The sequence below is a fragment of the Alteromonas abrolhosensis genome (assembly GCF_001953635.1).
In the GTDB taxonomy this organism is placed as follows: Bacteria; Pseudomonadota; Gammaproteobacteria; order Enterobacterales; family Alteromonadaceae; genus Alteromonas; species Alteromonas abrolhosensis.
Genome location: NZ_MEJH01000011.1, coordinates 1 through 16,456, shown reverse-complemented (window position 1 = coordinate 16,456; position 16,456 = coordinate 1). Strand labels below are relative to the sequence as shown.

At 42.2% G+C, this 16,456-nt stretch carries 11 protein-coding genes; 8 read left to right on the top strand and 3 right to left on the bottom strand.

Going from position 1 to position 16,456, the window contains the following annotated elements; translation table 11 throughout:
• The first annotated feature begins 37 nt into the window (after window positions 1-37).
• From rfbB to BGK61_RS15215, 3 genes are all read left to right on the top strand, one after another.
• Complete coding sequence (rfbB, locus tag BGK61_RS15225; protein ID WP_076011353.1) at window positions 38-1,120, top strand: dTDP-glucose 4,6-dehydratase; 1,083 nt, start codon at window positions 38-40, stop codon at window positions 1,118-1,120.
• An 85-nt stretch (window positions 1,121-1,205) separates the two neighbouring features.
• The gene (locus BGK61_RS15220; protein ID WP_076011354.1) at window positions 1,206-2,885 is read left to right on the top strand and encodes a glycosyltransferase family 2 protein; all 1,680 of its coding nucleotides are present in this window, start codon (window positions 1,206-1,208) and stop codon (window positions 2,883-2,885) included.
• A gap of 158 nt (window positions 2,886-3,043) precedes the next feature.
• On the top strand, window positions 3,044-4,231 hold the full coding sequence (locus BGK61_RS15215) for a nucleotide sugar dehydrogenase (RefSeq protein ID WP_076011355.1): 1,188 nt from the start codon (window positions 3,044-3,046) through the stop codon (window positions 4,229-4,231).
• A gap of 92 nt (window positions 4,232-4,323) precedes the next feature.
• On the opposite strand, the gene BGK61_RS15210 is transcribed toward BGK61_RS15215, so the two are convergent.
• On the bottom strand, window positions 4,324-5,730 hold the full coding sequence (locus BGK61_RS15210; protein ID WP_076011356.1) for a mannose-1-phosphate guanylyltransferase/mannose-6-phosphate isomerase: 1,407 nt from the start codon (window positions 5,728-5,730) through the stop codon (window positions 4,324-4,326).
• 343 nt (window positions 5,731-6,073) lie between these two features.
• Between BGK61_RS15210 and BGK61_RS15205 the strand changes: the two genes are divergently transcribed.
• Window positions 6,074-8,440 carry an Ig-like domain-containing protein gene (locus BGK61_RS15205; RefSeq protein ID WP_076011357.1) on the top strand — a complete coding sequence of 789 codons (2,367 nt, stop codon included), beginning with the start codon at window positions 6,074-6,076 and terminating at the stop codon, window positions 8,438-8,440.
• A gap of 360 nt (window positions 8,441-8,800) precedes the next feature.
• Window positions 8,801-9,475 carry a YkgJ family cysteine cluster protein gene (locus BGK61_RS15200; RefSeq protein ID WP_076011358.1) on the top strand — a complete coding sequence of 225 codons (675 nt, stop codon included), beginning with the start codon at window positions 8,801-8,803 and terminating at the stop codon, window positions 9,473-9,475.
• Between the two features lie 46 nt (window positions 9,476-9,521).
• Here BGK61_RS15200 and BGK61_RS15195 read toward each other — a convergent pair whose 3' ends face one another.
• The gene (locus tag BGK61_RS15195) at window positions 9,522-10,412 is read right to left on the bottom strand and encodes a LysR family transcriptional regulator (protein WP_076011359.1); all 891 of its coding nucleotides are present in this window, start codon (window positions 10,410-10,412) and stop codon (window positions 9,522-9,524) included.
• A 197-nt stretch (window positions 10,413-10,609) separates the two neighbouring features.
• Between BGK61_RS15195 and BGK61_RS15190 the strand changes: the two genes are divergently transcribed.
• From BGK61_RS15190 to BGK61_RS15180, 3 genes are read left to right on the top strand one after another with little or no spacing between them, the layout of a single operon-like run.
• Window positions 10,610-12,337, top strand: coding sequence for an ABC transporter transmembrane domain-containing protein (locus tag BGK61_RS15190; protein WP_076011360.1), 1,728 nt, complete (start codon window positions 10,610-10,612; stop codon window positions 12,335-12,337).
• On the top strand, window positions 12,338-13,390 hold the full coding sequence (locus BGK61_RS15185) for an HlyD family secretion protein (protein WP_076011361.1): 1,053 nt from the start codon (window positions 12,338-12,340) through the stop codon (window positions 13,388-13,390).
• Window positions 13,384-14,814, top strand: coding sequence for a TolC family protein (locus BGK61_RS15180; protein ID WP_014999680.1), 1,431 nt, complete (start codon window positions 13,384-13,386; stop codon window positions 14,812-14,814). Before BGK61_RS15185 ends, BGK61_RS15180 begins: the two co-directional genes overlap by 7 nt.
• A 160-nt stretch (window positions 14,815-14,974) precedes the next feature.
• Here the strand turns inward: BGK61_RS15180 and BGK61_RS15175 are convergent, their stop codons facing one another.
• Window positions 14,975-15,784, bottom strand: a complete 810-nt coding sequence (locus BGK61_RS15175) for a hypothetical protein (protein WP_076011362.1) — start codon at window positions 15,782-15,784, stop codon at window positions 14,975-14,977.
• Window positions 15,785-16,456: the final 672 nt, after the last annotated feature.

The window sequence follows — 16,456 nt, the reverse complement described above, 5'->3', positions numbered from 1 at the left end:
GGCACGAACACAATTATATTATTTTGGTTAATAAAAAATGAGTAAAACAATTTTAGTAACAGGTGGTGCAGGATTCATTGGCTCTGCAGTAGTACGCCATCTTATAAACGATACAGACCATACTGTAGTCAATTTGGATAAATTGACCTATGCGGGCAATTTAGAGTCATTAACATCAGTTTCAAATAGCGACCGCTATAGCTTTGAGCATGTTGATATTTGTGATGCTGAAGAAGTAAAGCGCGTGTTCAACACGCACAAGCCCGATATTATTATGCACTTAGCGGCCGAGTCACATGTAGACCGTTCTATCGACGGCCCAGGCGAATTTATTCAGACTAATGTAGTTGGCACGTACACCTTACTTGAACAAGCAAGAGCGTATTGGTCTGCACTAGAAGGCGATAAGAAAGCAGGCTTTAAGTTCCATCATATCTCTACCGATGAAGTATATGGTGACCTTCCTCACCCAGATGAGGTTGCACCAGGAACAGAGCTTCCACTCTTTACAGAAACTACCCCTTATGCACCTAGCTCCCCGTATTCAGCAAGTAAAGCGAGCTCAGATCAGCTAGTGCGTTCGTGGCTTCGTACATATAAGTTACCCACACTAGTTACTAACTGCTCGAATAACTACGGGCCGTATCACTTCCCAGAGAAGCTTATTCCGTTGGTTATTCTAAATGCGCTAGCTGGAAAGCCACTTCCTGTATATGGTAAAGGTAATCAAATTCGCGATTGGTTGTATGTTGAAGACCACGCACGTGCATTGGTGGTGGTCGCGCTTAATGGTGAGATTGGTGAAACCTATAATATTGGTGGCCACAACGAAAAGCAGAACATTGAAGTGGTGCAAACTATTTGCTCAATCTTGGATGAAGTTAAGCCAAAAGAGACTAAATACGCAGATCAAATTACTTATGTGCAAGACCGCCCTGGCCACGATATGCGCTATGCCATTGATGCTAGTAAAATTGAGCGTGAATTAGGGTGGAAACCTCAAGAAACTTTCGAAAGCGGTATTCGTAAAACTGTTGAATGGTATTTGGCGAACGAAGGCTGGTGGAAAGCGGTATTAGATGGAAGCTATCAAGGTGAACGCTTAGGGACTGGTAGCTAATACCGTTACAAGTTTACAAGTGTTAAACTAAAAAGCCGCTTTATATAAAGCGGCTTTCTTTATTTTTAAGGCCTAAATCGTCTACATGAAAAAAATAGCAATGCGGTCTGTTCGCGCCGCTCTTCAATTAATTCCTAAAACTCTGAAAGATAAGCTTAAACAAAATGAACGCTTAACTAGCTTCTACATTAGCTCAGTTCGTCGGTCAGGGTTGTTTTTCGACGCCCCCACGCCAAAGCAAACTCAACAATTATATAACCAGTGGTTAAAGCGGGATGTGAAGGCATCAAAACAAAAATCTACAAAAAAGTTGGACTGGCAAGCAGTTATTTTTGGTGGGGAGTGCAGTGATAAAACGTTAGCAAACTTAACTTCACTTGGAGCACACAAAGTATTGATGCTAGGTTCAGAAGTTGGCTCAACTAGTACAGAGATTCTTGGCGAGTTAGACAATACACTGCCTACCTTACTACTTAACAATGGTGATACCTTATCGCCCACTGCCATTATTGAGTTGTTAGAAGCATTAAAGGGTCACAATATGGTGTATTGTGATACCGATCTGGTTAATGAGCTTGGGGAAAGGTCAAATCCACGGTTTTTACCTGAATGGAGCCCAGAGCTGCATTTTTCTACAGCCTACATTGATAGTGGTGTGATGATCGAAACAGCATTGCTTAAATCCGTAGAAGTAACAGCTGAGTCAAGCATAGCAGAAGTTATCACCCGAGCGACTCTTTTAATCCCAAACCTGAGCATAGGCCACATTCCGAACATCCTGCTGCACGTTAATCATCCATGTGGAAATAACGAAAGAGCCGTGAAAACTGTTAGGAGAGAACTAGAGAAGCACTACGATGTTTCTGTTTTTTTCGACGAACAGCATATGTTAAACCGTTTGCTTTGGAAAAATACAAACCCGTTTATTAGTTTAATTATTCCTACCAAGAACGGACGAGCCCTGGTTCAAGCTTGTGTGGAATCTATTCTAGAGAAAACAACTTACCAAAACTTTGAAATCTTACTTATAGATAACGGCTCTGATGAAGAGGAGAGTGTAACCTACTTCGAGTATCTGAATAGTTTAGAGAAAGTTTCTGTGCTCAAATATCCACAACCTTTCAACTATTCAGCAATAAATAATTTTGGCGTAAAGCACGCTAAAGGAAGTGTTATTGGCCTTATCAATAATGACATTGAAGTAATAACACCAGAATGGTTAACCTATATGGTTGGGCACGTTCAGCGTGAAAGTGTTGGCTGCGTTGGTGCAAAGCTGCTTTATTCTGATACGCGTATTCAACATGCTGGAGTAGTTTTAGGGTATGGTGGTGGTGCTGGGCACGCGCATAAAAATTTTCCTAGGCACTATTCAGGCTATCTAAAGAGAATAGCGGCTACCAATAATTTCAGTGCTGTTACAGCAGCTTGTTTGTTGGTAAAACGTGAGCACTTTGAGGCTGTGGCAGGGCTAAACGAGAATGATTTGTCTGTTGCGTTTAATGATGTGGACTTTTGTTTAAGAGTGAAGGAGCTAGGTGTTAACAATATCTATTGTGCAGAAGCAGAGCTATATCATCACGAGTCGGTGAGCAGAGGGTTAGATATTTCTCCAGAGAAGGCGGCTAGATTTAATAAAGAGTTAACCTATTTACAAACCAAATGGTCTCGAGTAATAAATAATGACCCCTTTTATAGCCCACACTTGACCCTTAAAAAAGAGAACTTCTCAATAAAAAGTAACGATGAGCTTAGTAACTCATAAGCGGCGCATATTATGCATAGTGGATTTGAAGCGATACTAGTTAGTTGATAATCGAAAATTACGTAAAATAATGTATTTCATTTTTGTTTAAAATTGTTATGCAAAAATTAATTAGTTAGTTGCAGAAATTAAATCGTATAAAATTGGAGAAAAGTTAAATGGATAGTACGATGCAGAAGCTTAAAATAGCGGTTGCCGGAACAGGCTATGTAGGGCTTTCTAATGCGGTGCTACTTGCGCAGCACAATGAAGTGAAAGCTGTCGACTTGGTTCCCGAAAAAGTCGAGATGCTGAATAACAAAAAGTCTCCAATTGAAGACAAAGAGATATCGGAATATCTTTCGACAAAAGAATTGAACCTTGAAGCTACATTGGATGCGCAACTAGCATACAAAGATGCTGACTACGTAGTAATTGCTACACCAACTGACTACGACCCGCAAACAAATTACTTCAATACGGGTAGTGTAGAATCGGTTATCAAAACAGTCATGGAAATAAACCCTGATGCAGTGATGATTATTAAGTCTACTGTGCCTGTAGGTTTCACAAAGGACGCAAAAGCACGCTTCGGTTCTGACAATATTATCTTTTCTCCGGAGTTCTTGCGAGAAGGTAAAGCACTGTATGACAACCTACATCCAAGCCGTATCATTGTCGGGGAGCGTAGTGAGCGCGCAGAAGTTTTCGCGAAGCTTTTACAGCAAGGTGCAATAAAGGAAAATATTGATATCTTATTTACCGACAGTACTGAAGCAGAAGCCATTAAGCTATTTGCTAACACATACTTAGCAATGCGCGTTGCTTACTTTAACGAGCTTGATAGTTATGCAGAACGTAATGGCTTAGATACTAAACAAATCATCGAAGGTGTCGGTCTAGACCCACGTATTGGTAATCATTACAACAACCCAAGCTTTGGTTATGGTGGTTATTGCTTACCTAAAGATACTAAGCAATTACTTGCTAACTACAGTGAAGTGCCTAATAACATGATTCAGGCAATTGTTGATGCGAACCGTACGCGTAAAGACTTCATTGCTGATTCAATTGTTAGCCGCCAGCCTAAAATTGTGGGTATCTATCGCCTCATAATGAAGTCAGGTTCAGACAACTTCCGCGCAAGTGCTATTCAGGGCATTATGAAGCGTATCAAAGCAAAAGGTATCGAAGTGGTAGTTTACGAGCCGGTACTTAAAGAAGAAGAGTTTTTCCGTTCTCGCGTCGTAAATGATTTAGAAGAGTTCAAGAAAATTTCCGATGTCATCGTAGCTAACCGCGTAACAAATGATATCGAAGATGTGTTAGATAAGGTCTATAGCCGCGATCTTTTCAACGCAGACTAAATTCAACTATGGGGTCAGAGTACTTTTCTCCCCCATAAAATACAAAAGGCCAGATTTATAATCTGGCCTTTGTTCGTTTTTAGTGATTGATATTATTTATCAGACCGTCCATACCTGTCAGAAAAGCGAACAATGTCATCCTCTCCTAGGTAGGCGCCTGATTGCACTTCAATTAGCTCTAGTGGAATTTTCCCAGGGTTCTCTAAGGCATGTACCGCACCAATAGGAATATAAACTGACTCGTTTTCTGTGAGCATCTGCGTTTCTTCACCTATTGTGACGTTAGCGGTTCCAGATACTACTACCCAATGCTCAGCTCTGTGATGGTGCATTTGAACCGATAATTTTTCACCGGGCTTTACGGTAATACGCTTAACTTTGAAACGTTCACCGTTGTCTATTGAGTCGTAACTGCCCCAAGGCCTGAAAACTTCGCGGTGGAACTCAAATTCAGGGCGCTTTTCTGCTTTTAGTCGGTTCACCACCGTCTTAATGTGTTCAGCATCCTTTTTATTCGCCACCATAACGGCATCTTTGGTTTCAACTACAACAACATCTTCTAAACCAATAACGGCGACTAGGCTGTGTTCGGCGTTCACATAGCTGTTAGTAGTACCCTCTAATAATGTATCTCCGACAGACACATTGCCATTTGCGTCTTTCTCTCCCGTTTCCCAAAGAGATGACCAGCTTCCTACATCTGACCAACCAGCGTCTAGCGTTACCATTGCGGCTTCGGAAGTTTTCTCCATTACTGCATAGTCGATGGAATCACTGGGGCAGGAAGAAAAGATGTCCTTGTCTATTCGAACAAAGTCGAGATCCTTTTCCGTCTTTTCAATCGCCTTTTCACATACTGAATATATATCTGGCGCGTGTGTCTCTAGCGCTCTAAGAAATACACTGGCTTTAAACATAAACATGCCGCTGTTCCAAAAATACTCGCCAGAACTAACGTATTTGGCTGCGGTTGGCATGTCTGGTTTCTCAACAAACTCACTTACATCAAAGCCAATATTTAGCTTACTTCCAGCTTTTATATAGCCATAGCCAGTATGAGGCTGCGTGGGAACAATGCCGAATGTGACAAGCTTGCCCTGCTCAGCTAAAGCCTGTGCTTCTTTTATTTTTGTACGGAATGTATTGCTATCTTTTATCAAATGGTCTGCAGCTAACACTAGAAGAACTGGGTCATCTCCATCTTCGCACGCTTGGAATGCCGCAAGCGCAATGGCCGGAGCAGTATTACGCCCAACAGGCTCTAAAAGAATATCGCTATTGACCACATTTATTTGGCGCATTTGCTCTGCAACTAGAAAGCGGTGTTCCTCATTGCAGATAATAGATGGGGGCAGAGACTCTATGCCATTAAGTCTTAGCACAGTATCTTGAATCATCGTCTTATTAGAAGTAAGAGATAGAAACTGTTTTGGTAAAGCGGCGCGAGACTTTGGCCATAAGCGGCTTCCAGTACCGCCTGCAAGAATAACTGGCTTCATTAGCGTTCCTTGATTTTGGTATGCTTTTTCTCGGCTCAGTATACTAAGTTATTTAGATATTTAAACGTGCGAATGCTTTAGTGGCGCTATTTTAGCTGGGCAACTGAAGTACTTATCAACGTTGTCTTCTCTTTCGAAAATGCAGAAGAAAAAGTTGATTCTCATAGTTCTAGTATTGGTGCTAGAGGTCGGTATCGCTAGATGAACAAGTCTAAGACATTAAACCTTTAGTTGGGCGGTTTATCCAAAAGTCTAACTACAAATGAGCGGAGCATTGATTTAAGGTAGAAAAAAATCTTTAATAAAGTCGCAAAAAATTCAATAAAAAATAGGGACATTAAAAATGAAAAAAAGCCTAATTGCGCTTATAGTAAGTGCAACCTTCCTTGCCGCGTGTGGCGGTTCTGACAACAAAAATGAAACTCCCGATCTTAATGAATCTCCCGTTCTCACAGCTGACACAGCTTCAACCCTTAATGGTGAAAGCATCACAATTGATGTTTTAGCGAATGATTCTGATCCAGACGGTGACACGTTAACTATTTCAGCTGTAGGTACGCCAAGCACTGGTGACGTCACAATTGTTGATAATGCATTAGTTTATTCGCCGACAGCTCAAGCTATGGGAGAAATTACCTTTTCTTACGACGTAACAGACGGAGAAAGAACGGTTAGTTCGTCCGTAACTATTACAAATGAACAGCAAATTACTATTGCGGGAATAGCAACAGATGCGCCTTTGTCTAATAGTACAGTAACAGCTACGAATAACGATGGTGAAGTTTTAGCAACTGTAACTGCAGACGCGTCGGGAGAGTACTCTCTACCAATAAAAGTTAGTGCTGATCCGGGTAATCTTGTACTGAACGCCATGGGGGTAGAGGCTCAAAGCCATGTTAGTTTGATGTCTCGCGTAGGAGATTTCACTGATTTATTGTCTGTTGCGTCTGAGAATCAAACTTCAGAGTTGACCGATGAACTTTTACCTGACAGTAAAATTACCCACATCAGTACCGCCAAAGCTGTGCTTTATGATCAATACCTCGCAGAAGGAGGAGACGAGAACTTCAACGTATTCGCGACTCAAGTCGATTTTGACGAAGTGATTGGTTTGGCAAGTTTCATAAAACTTTTGGCTGATAATGAAGATTTCCCACTTGATGATGGTGTTAATACTCTAACTTTCTTTACGCAAAGTGAAGACGATGTACTTGGTAGTATCAGGGAATATTTAGATGGTTTGGGCTTAATAGAAGAGGACGGTTCCTTCTCTGAGTCTTACATAGAGGCAGTTAATACCGCTCGAGCAGAAACCCTAGAAGATGAGACATTAAAAATTTCCTATACCAACGCGGACGTCGCAGGCAGCGAGTTTGTTATTTATGACGGAGGAAATTTTCAGGCGGTCAAAGGGGAAAAAGTATTAACGTTCAACCCTGAAGGCAATGGCGTTTTAACGTCATCAAATAGATCTGCAAACAATATTGTAGATGCCTTCAGTTGGGAAATTGAAAACGGCAAAATTAAACTGACTTTTCCTGATGCTACTGGAACTGTGACATATCCTTTCCTTTCAGATGAGCTTCTCGCACATTTTGACGAGGACACACAAGCAGAGTTACTTGAACTCGAGAGTATAGGTTTTGTTGATCAGTGGCAGCTAACCCGACGAATAGTTAGTTCAGAAGTTAGTCTTGTTGCAGTCAACGACAGTAACGCTTTTGCATCAGAGGTGAATACTTATAATCTATCTCTGACTGCTGCTTCAGGAGGCTACACGCAGACTTTTGAAGCGTCTTTAACCGAAACAGGTGAGATGTCTTATCACAACGGCAGCTACATTCAACTGACCAACGAGGACGTAACAAATAGTCCTTGGGTTCTAAATATTCAAGATGTTTTGACTGTAGACCATCCGTTTGATGAGAGCGGTACGATTACTGGTCATGGCATGATTGCTGATAGTTTTACCTTCAATGCAAACGGTACCTACGAAACGTTGGTAACAGGTGAGACTGGAATGTGGACCGTTGACGAAGGTGCACTGCAGTTTCAATATGGAGACACCACTTTCAAACTTAGTCCTTTCAAAGAGCACAATGATTATCTTTTGGCGTTACTGGAATTTGCTGATGAAGGTAATACTGTAAAGTACTCAGTAGATATGCATAAGGTTCGAGGCACTGTAGATACAACACAGCTAGTTAGTGAGCTCCCTGTTGCGTGGCTGTCTCACATTTTCGATCATGACGGACCAGACGGGTTACCACTTTACAACGATGTTTTCGGCTATTATTTCTTACAAGATGGTACAGCAGGAAGAATCTATCCTAACAGTGACGAAGAAGAAGCATCGTTCACGACTGACTATGACACATACAATTGGCAATGGGCGGTTGTAGATAATGTTGTAATCATCGAAGGGCAGATTGGTGGTGATGACTGGATGCTTAGAAGAAAACGTCAGTGGCACGTATTGGGGGAAACCGAAGACGGGCGTATGATGGTTATCGAAAATTTCATTTTGTATTGGGATGAGCAAAACCCATATGCCGACTTCATATTGCCACGATTAAATTTCTACAAGAAGCTTGATTTAGAAACACTGTATCCTGAGCAGTGGGGTAGATTTTCAGCATCAGGTGGTATGGGAAATAACGAAAGTACACCAGTGTCGATTAGTTACTCTTCTCAATCACTTACTCTTTAATGTGTAAAGGTAGCGAGCCAGATTGAAATGGCTCGCTACGCTCTTATATTTCTATATTCATCCTGATTTTAATATCAAATAAGTTAGTGAATTTCAGTACAAAAAACTTCCCAATCCCCTAATTTCAAAATAAAATCCGCAACAATTCAACCCCTGCCATTAAGCCTCACGCTTATTCACACCCGGCGGGGAAGAAGCATGCTTTAAAATATTGGGGTCAGAGTACATTTCCGCTCCCAATGCGATCTGTCCAACTGGTTCTTAAACCCAGTAAGCAGAATGTTGAGTTCATGCTACCTATTACATTACGCCAGCATGAACATGTATTTGTTTTAGTTTGCTTTTATTAGCGGAGTCGTTATGAATAGGCTGCGTGAGCTGTCCAGCCAAGTGATGGATGTTTACCAATCTCTTTCCCAAGAATTCAGCGCATACCAATCCAGTCAATCATTAAACTGTGTTGAGAAATGTGGTGCATGTTGCAATAAACCTGACATCGAAGTGTCGCCATTAGAAATGCTGCCTTTTGCGCTGCACCTTTTTGATACCGGGCAAGCTGAACAGGCGTTCGATGAACTAGACAACTACAGCGGCTTCGCTTGCAAGCAATACGAACGCATAAGTTTGGACGGTACAGAGGGCTACTGCGGAATTTACGAGTACCGGCCTGGTATTTGCCGCATGTTTGGCGCCGCAGGTTATAAAACAAAATCTGGCGAAGCCACACTTTCGGTGTGCAAACCAATTAAGCAAGCTGCACCAGAAAAGTACGCGGCAGCGCTAATTGCTATACAGCCACAGCGCTTTGATGTCTCTGAACAGCCAGTGATTGATGATATTGCTGCAAACAGTGAGATTGAAATTACCTCGACAAAGCCGCCTATGATTGCAGAAGGCAGACAAAAACTTGCTCAGTTAGACTATGAACTGGGCGAAAAGCTTATGCCGATTAACGACGCCTTGCGCTTTGTGTTAGAGAAAATTCTTACGCTAAGTTTTTATGCACAAGATGTAGATGATGGTGTTGCTGCTTAAACTAAGTGGGGGCAGAAAATGTACTCTGACCCCGCCATTTAGTGCACTACGCTAAAATTTCACGAGCGGCTTCTACAATTGCTTCACTGATGGTGTAGTCAGCTCTACTCTTGCCAGTAATGGCATAGTATCTCTCATTTAAAGTACTTGCGTTACCAATACAGTACACACCGTATTGCTCTTCCACGTGCTTTGAAATTGCGGATGGTGCGCAGAAAACGCCGAAGTCTTCGCTGCCAAATAGTTTCAGTAAAGCTGTATCATCGAATTCGGCCACGATTTTTGGATAAAGCTGTTCGGTTTCAAGCCAGCTTGTAAGTGCTTGCCGTATTCCTGAAGTATTACCCTGAATAAGTAAGGGCATTTGATTTAAACACTCAGGGAAGGTTTGACTTTCATTAAGCGGTGCTTTGGCAAAGAAGCTGAGTGAACTTTCACCCAAGAAAAAGCTATTGGCACTAATTTGTGTACCAGGAGCTATCCCCCTGTCTGCCACGATAAAGTCGATTGCGTTAATGGCGAGTTCTTTTAATAAGCCGTCAAAGCTGTCTTCTTTAATAACGTATCTTACCTGTGAAAATTTGCGCATTGTGGAGTGAACAAAGTCATAAAATAAGACCTTTGGAATGCCATTTGTAATACCTATCACGAATTCTTTCGTATTCACTTCATCGCTATTGTTAAGTATTTCAGCTAGTTGATTACCTTTGTGAAATATTTCGCTGGCATACTGGTAACTTACTTTACCCCTCGCGTTTAAGTATAAGCGTTTGTTTATTCTGTCGAAGAGGGAGTAGCCCAGTTGAGTTTCAAAGGTGCTTAGTTGCCCGCTCACGGTTTGAGGGGTAACGTGAAGTAACTTAGCAGCTTTAGCGATGCTACCTTCACGAGCAACAAGATAAAAATAGTATAAATGATGGTAGTTTAGATGATGCATACTGTTACTAGATTTTGATTGGTCAAGATATGAGAAGACAGAAAATGTACTCTGACCCCATTTTTTTCGATGAACTATTAAGAATATAACAGATTTATTCTGACTAACTATTGCAATACACTATTTGGCGTTGCTTTTATTGTTATAAAGCAGCGCGTCACTGATTTATAAGCTAGCGGTATATTGAAGACATAACTATGGCTAAACCAATTGATTTACGTAAAACGCGAAAAACCTTATTTTCGTTACTAAAACCCGAGGCTGGCTTTTTTTGGGTTGCTATCGCCTATGGCGTAGCAATTAGTTTAATGACACTTGCGGTGCCTATTGCGGTACAAACGTTAATTAATAGTATCGCTAATATCGGCTCTACCCGCGCGGTTATCATTCTTGCCGTTATTCTGTTTCTTACATTATTTATATCGGGTGTATTCAGCGCACTGCGTATGCGAGTAATGGAGTTCTACGAGCGTAAAGTGTATGCCAGGCTTACTGCTGACTTAGGGCTAAAAACCATTCTTGCGCCCCATAGTTTCTTTGAAGGTCGCCAAAACGTTAGTATTACTCAGCGTTATTTCGACATTATGACTTTTCAAAAGAACATGCCTTCCTTGATGATAGATGGCTTCGCATTGGTATTACAGATGCTGGTGGGTTTCACTTTGGTGTCATTTTATCACCCAGCGCTTTTCGCTTTTAACATGGTGCTTTTACTTACCATGTATGCAGTATGGAAAATTTGGGGGCGTGGTGCCAAGCGCACGGCCATAGAACTGTCTAACGCGAAATATGAGTCGGCAAAATGGTTACACGATATTGCAATTGCCCACGAGTTCTTTAAGTCGGCCGACCACGTTGAATACGCGGGTCGTAGCACCGAAGGGTATATCAGCAACTATGTGCAAAAGCACAAAAGCCATTTCCATTACACGTTTTCGCAGGTGGTAATGTTCTTATTGATGTATGCCGTAGCGAGCGCGTCGCTCCTTGGCATTGGTGGTGTTCTGGTTGTACAAGGCGAGCTTTCGATTGGTCAACTGGTGGCTGCTGAGCTTGTTATGTCTGCCGTTTTCTTTGGGCTTTCCCGTTTTACCCAATACCTTAAACTTTACTATGAACTTTATGGTGCTGCTGAAAAGCTGGGCGGTGCGCTAGCTATGCCGCAAGAAGAGCTTAATAGCTCAGAGCAAATTCCTGCGTCGTCAAAGTTGGTGTTTAACGACGTAGAGCTGAAACATGGTAATGATACATGCAACCTCAACGTGATCTTCGAGCCAGGTACCAAGTACTTTGTTACAACGGATAAAAGTTGGGTACAGAAGCAACTTTTAGGGTTGTTAAAGCAATACGATCGCGTAAAAACTGGCGACATTTTGTTGGGCGAGCTCAGTCTTAACGATTATGACACACACGAACTAAGACAAGCCGTTACCATTCTCGACCGCTCACTCATTATTGAAGTATCTGTAGAGCGCTATTTAAAGTTAGCGCACCCACAGGCGACCATTGCTGATATCCGCGCGGCCCTTGAGGAAGTTGAAATGACGAAAGTCATTGATAGCTTACCAGAAGGGTTACAGACAAAAGTGTCGGTGTTGGGCGCGCCGTTGCAGCCGTTAGAGTTCTTATTGCTTAAACTTGCCGCTGCAATCATCGGTAAACCTAAACTATTAATATTAAATCAGCATTTCGACGCTATCCCAGTAGAGCTACGAGCTCGGCTATTAAGGCGCTTAAGCAAGCATGATTTTACCGTAATGTATTTTACCAATATGCCCTTACCAGATTGTTTTGAAGGTGTCTTACATCTCCATGACAACGCAACGGCTATGCTAAATGAATATTCAAACGGTGAGTCACCAATATCTTCTTGCAAAGAAGGTGCTAGCAGTACGGCTTCAACAAATAATAAGGAGGGTGAGTAAGTGAATAACGCAGAACGTCGCTTTTTAGACAACATAACTTCATTGCCTTCTTTGAACGTGCCCAAACTTCATCGTGTTATTACTGGCATTATTATTTTCTTAGTGTTAGCTGCTGGGCTAATTTTGTATTTTACCCCTTGGATCCAAACTGCCTACGGAACAGGCATGGTTGACTCTCTTGACCCTAAAGATAGAACTCAGCCAATTAACGCATTGGTTGATGGACAGGTTAAGCAATGGCATGTAAGGGAAGGGCAGCAAGTAAAAGCGGGAGAGCCTATTGTTACCCTAATTGATATTGATGCGCAGCGCCTTGAGAAGTTGCGTTCTCAACTCTCAGCAGCCAACTTGAAAAATCAAGCGAACGAAACAGCAGTAAGAAATGCCGAAAACAATTTGGCGCGCCAAAAGTCGCTACAAGAACAGGGGTTGGTTTCCCGAAAGGAAGTTGAGCAAGCTGAAATTAAAGTACAGGAGCTAAGAGCAAAAGCTGCAGCCTCAGTATCAGAAATTAATGAAGTAAGCATGATCTTATCTCGTCAGTCTACGCAAACTAAGTACGCTCCCGTTGATGGAACCGTTGTTCGATTGCTCTCTGGAGGTGTTTCTACCTTCGTAAAATCGGGAGATATTCTTGGGCAGTTTATTCCAGCAGATGCGAAGCGTAGTGTACGTGTTACCGTAAGAGGGTTAGATGCTCCGCTGGTTAAGCCAGGCGCAAAAGCGCGCTTGCAGTTTGATGGTTGGCCGGTTTTCCAATTTAGCGGGTGGCCTGGCAGTGCAATAGGTACCTTCGGTGGTGAAGTGGTTTACGTAGAACCTGTGGCGAATGCTACAGGCGACTTTAACGTTTGGATAAAACCAGACGAGTCAGATATTCCGTGGCCGGCGGAGAGCTCTGCGCGATTAGGAAGCCGAGTAAAAGCATGGGTGTTATTGGAAGAGGTACGTTTAGGTTATGAAATGTGGCGACAGTTAAATAACTTCCCGCCGCTACCCACGCAAGAGCCTACTACTGGCGGAGCCAAAGGTTCTGGAGCGTCAATATGGTAGTGCGAACGATGATAAAATCGCTAATAGCAACGGCTGTGTTTGCTAGCGTTAACGTGTCAGTCGCGGCTACGCAAGGTGAAGCATCCAGGCAAGCACCATCAATCGATGCTCTAATACAAAGTATGGTGAATTATCACCCTTACGTATTGGCAATCAATGAGGGAAATTATCAAGCTGCAGCCGAACTTGAAATAGCAAGAAGTAGCTTTGATCCGTTCATAGAGCAGAAAACTAGTAGCCGCGTCAGTGGATATTACGATGGTACTAATTTAACGCAGCGCTTTTCCAATCCGTTCGAAGACTTTAACGGCTCGGTTTACACCGAGTATCGTATATCAGACGGTGATTTTCCTGTGTACGAAGCCGACTACGAAACATTGTCTGGTGGCGAGGCGAGTGTCGGCATCGCTATTTCGCTGCTTAAAAACAGAGAGTTGGATAAGCGCAGAACAGAATTGGCTAATGCTGGGTTAGCCACTTCACAATGGCAGGCGTTAGCAACCAGCTTAATCAATGACTTTGTTTATAAAGGCGTTAGCGAATATATCGCGTGGTACGAAAGTGCATTACAGGTTAAAGCTGTCACAGAACTGCTAAATACAGCCGCGGAACGTGAAAAAGCGTTGGTAACGCGTGTAGAGAAAGGCGACCTTGCGAATGTGGTATTAACCGAATTTAAAGCCAACATTTTGCAGCAGCGCCTTTTACTCGCAGAACTCAAACAAAAACGAGACGCCCATGCCCAGATGCTTTCTTTTTACTGGCGCTCACCCCAAGGCGATATGCTGGCTTTAGATCAGGTAAACCCACCTAACGATATTAATTGGCCTTTCTGGGTTGGAAACGGTCAATTAATGACCCTTCGAAATGCTCTTCGCAGTCACCCTGAGCTTGATGTTATGAAATTAGAGCAGCAGGTGGTAAAGAATAAGGCTGCATTAGCAAGTAACGCGTTATTGCCCAAATTAGATTTAAATGCCTCGGTTGCAAGAGATATAGGTTCTGGTCCGTCGAATTTAGAGGGAACAGAAACAAAAGTGGGTTTGTCATTTTCTTACCCGTTAGGAAACAGAAAGGCAAAAGCTGAACAAGCCCAACTGCAATCAAAACAAAGAGAGCTGGAACACAAGTTAAGCTCAACTGAGCAGGCCATAGCTCAGCGCTTTGAACAAGCTCTAGTTTACTGGGAGCAGGCGAAAGACATTGTTGAACTGCAAAGTGAAAATGCGGCGTTAGCGAAAACTCTTTCTAAGGTCGAGAAAACACGCTTCGATGCGGGTGACAGTGACATGTTTGTATTGAACGCACGTGCTCAAAATGAAATTAAGGCACAGATAAAAGAAATAAAGGCGAGAGTAGATTTATTGAAGGCAGAGCTAACCCTTTATAAAGAAGCCGCCATGTTGTACTCATTCAACAATTAACTTTCATTGAACATATCAGTCTAGGTGTGGTGTGCGTCTGATCACTTGCTTGGAGTCAGTCGTTAGAAAGCTGATAACCTTTGTAGAAAATCATAAAGCAATAAAAAAACGGCGTATTGAACAAATCAATACGCCGTTTTATAAATCAGTCTAAAAGTAATTAATTGCCCAATGCGCTATTAAAGTCTTCTTCGCTTAGTCCAGCTGACATCGCGTATTCTTTTAACTTGTCCTGAGACACACCCGCGTGTTGCGCAGTATTTAAAATACGCATGACTTGTTCACGCTGCTGCGCCGACTCTCTTACTGCTGTTTCAACTACCGTTTCCGCTTCGTTAGGAAACACGGCCAAAAGCGCATCCACCACATACTCACCAACAAAAGGTACAGCGTTCAATGCACTTGTCATGATATCGACAATCTTGTTTGGATGTTCTTGCGACAATGTCTGAACGATACTGTCTGCCGCGTCCGGTTGAGTAAGGACAGCAACGCGTACAATCTCGTCTAGCTCTTCTGGTGTTGATACCGCAGCAGCGTGTACAACAAAGTCGACATAAGTAGGCTCTGCTTTTATCGCTAACTGAACAATGTTAGGGCAGCTACTTACTTCTTTCTTAATAGCTAGCTGTACAATCTCTTCAGTAGAAGCGGGTTGCGCAGAAATAGCAGCAAAAATAATTTCCCTGTATTTGTCAGGGTAAGTATCTAACGCAATATCTACAATAGACACTATCTCTTGCGGATAATGACCAGCAATTGAACTGATTGCTCTGCCAACAGACATTGTCTGATCGACCTGGCGTCGTAAAAAAGCAGTTTGGAAATGGTTTGAATCGTCAACGACTTCAACACTCGTTGAAACAGGGGGCTGAATGGCTTCATCTGAAGAAGCGTCTTGTGCCAATGCTGAATAACTAACCTGGGTAGTTAGTAATGCCACTGACAACAGTGTAAGAGTTTTAAACATAAACCCACCTTTATAATTATTGCGTAGTCAATTTCTGACACTACCAGTATTAATGCACTTACAAAGAACGCAAAGCGTGAATTGATTACGCTTATATACATTCTTATACGCATTCCCTTACGCAAGCTTGAATATCTATATCTGATATTAAGCATTAATATAATAACGGCAGGATCAAATACTACTTTAAGAACTACTACTTTATAGGATCTGAATTCCTATCCTATTAGTAATTAGTCCATATTGTCTACTAATTATCACATTTGAACGAAAAATGGACGGTTAGTTCAGTTTTTTCAACTTTTTCAAAATAAGTGTTGACGTGAGCGCTCATTTCCCTAAAATGCGCATCCGCTTCGGGGGAAAAGCAAAACAGCAAGCCTCCTGAAGTAAGTCTCTACTACCTTTATAGGCCAGTAAAGACGGGAGTTTAGAAGAAACGCTTCAGAAAATAAATTTTCAAAAAGTGTTGACAACGAAAACTTCCAGCGTATAATGCGCACCTCACTCGAACAGGGTGAGTCACTAAGAAGCAACGGCTTTTGGTGAATGTTCTTTAAAAATTTAGACAAGACAATCTGTGTGGGCACTCGTTAAGAGTGTCACAACGACGATTCATATTTCGATATATTTAATTGAAGAGTTTGATCATGGCTCAGATTGAACGCTGGC

Coding starts and splice junctions, on each gene's coding strand:
- rfbB (WP_076011353.1), top strand. CDS start 38: ATGAGTAAAACAATTTTAGTAACAGGTGGTGCAGGATTCATTGGCTCT.
- BGK61_RS15220 (WP_076011354.1), top strand. CDS start 1,206: ATGAAAAAAATAGCAATGCGGTCTGTTCGCGCCGCTCTTCAATTAATT.
- BGK61_RS15215 (WP_076011355.1), top strand. CDS start 3,044: ATGGATAGTACGATGCAGAAGCTTAAAATAGCGGTTGCCGGAACAGGC.
- BGK61_RS15210 (WP_076011356.1), bottom strand. CDS start 5,730: ATGAAGCCAGTTATTCTTGCAGGCGGTACTGGAAGCCGCTTATGGCCA.
- BGK61_RS15205 (WP_076011357.1), top strand. CDS start 6,074: ATGAAAAAAAGCCTAATTGCGCTTATAGTAAGTGCAACCTTCCTTGCC.
- BGK61_RS15200 (WP_076011358.1), top strand. CDS start 8,801: ATGAATAGGCTGCGTGAGCTGTCCAGCCAAGTGATGGATGTTTACCAA.
- BGK61_RS15195 (WP_076011359.1), bottom strand. CDS start 10,412: ATGCATCATCTAAACTACCATCATTTATACTATTTTTATCTTGTTGCT.
- BGK61_RS15190 (WP_076011360.1), top strand. CDS start 10,610: ATGGCTAAACCAATTGATTTACGTAAAACGCGAAAAACCTTATTTTCG.
- BGK61_RS15180 (WP_014999680.1), top strand. CDS start 13,384: ATGGTAGTGCGAACGATGATAAAATCGCTAATAGCAACGGCTGTGTTT.
- BGK61_RS15175 (WP_076011362.1), bottom strand. CDS start 15,784: ATGTTTAAAACTCTTACACTGTTGTCAGTGGCATTACTAACTACCCAG.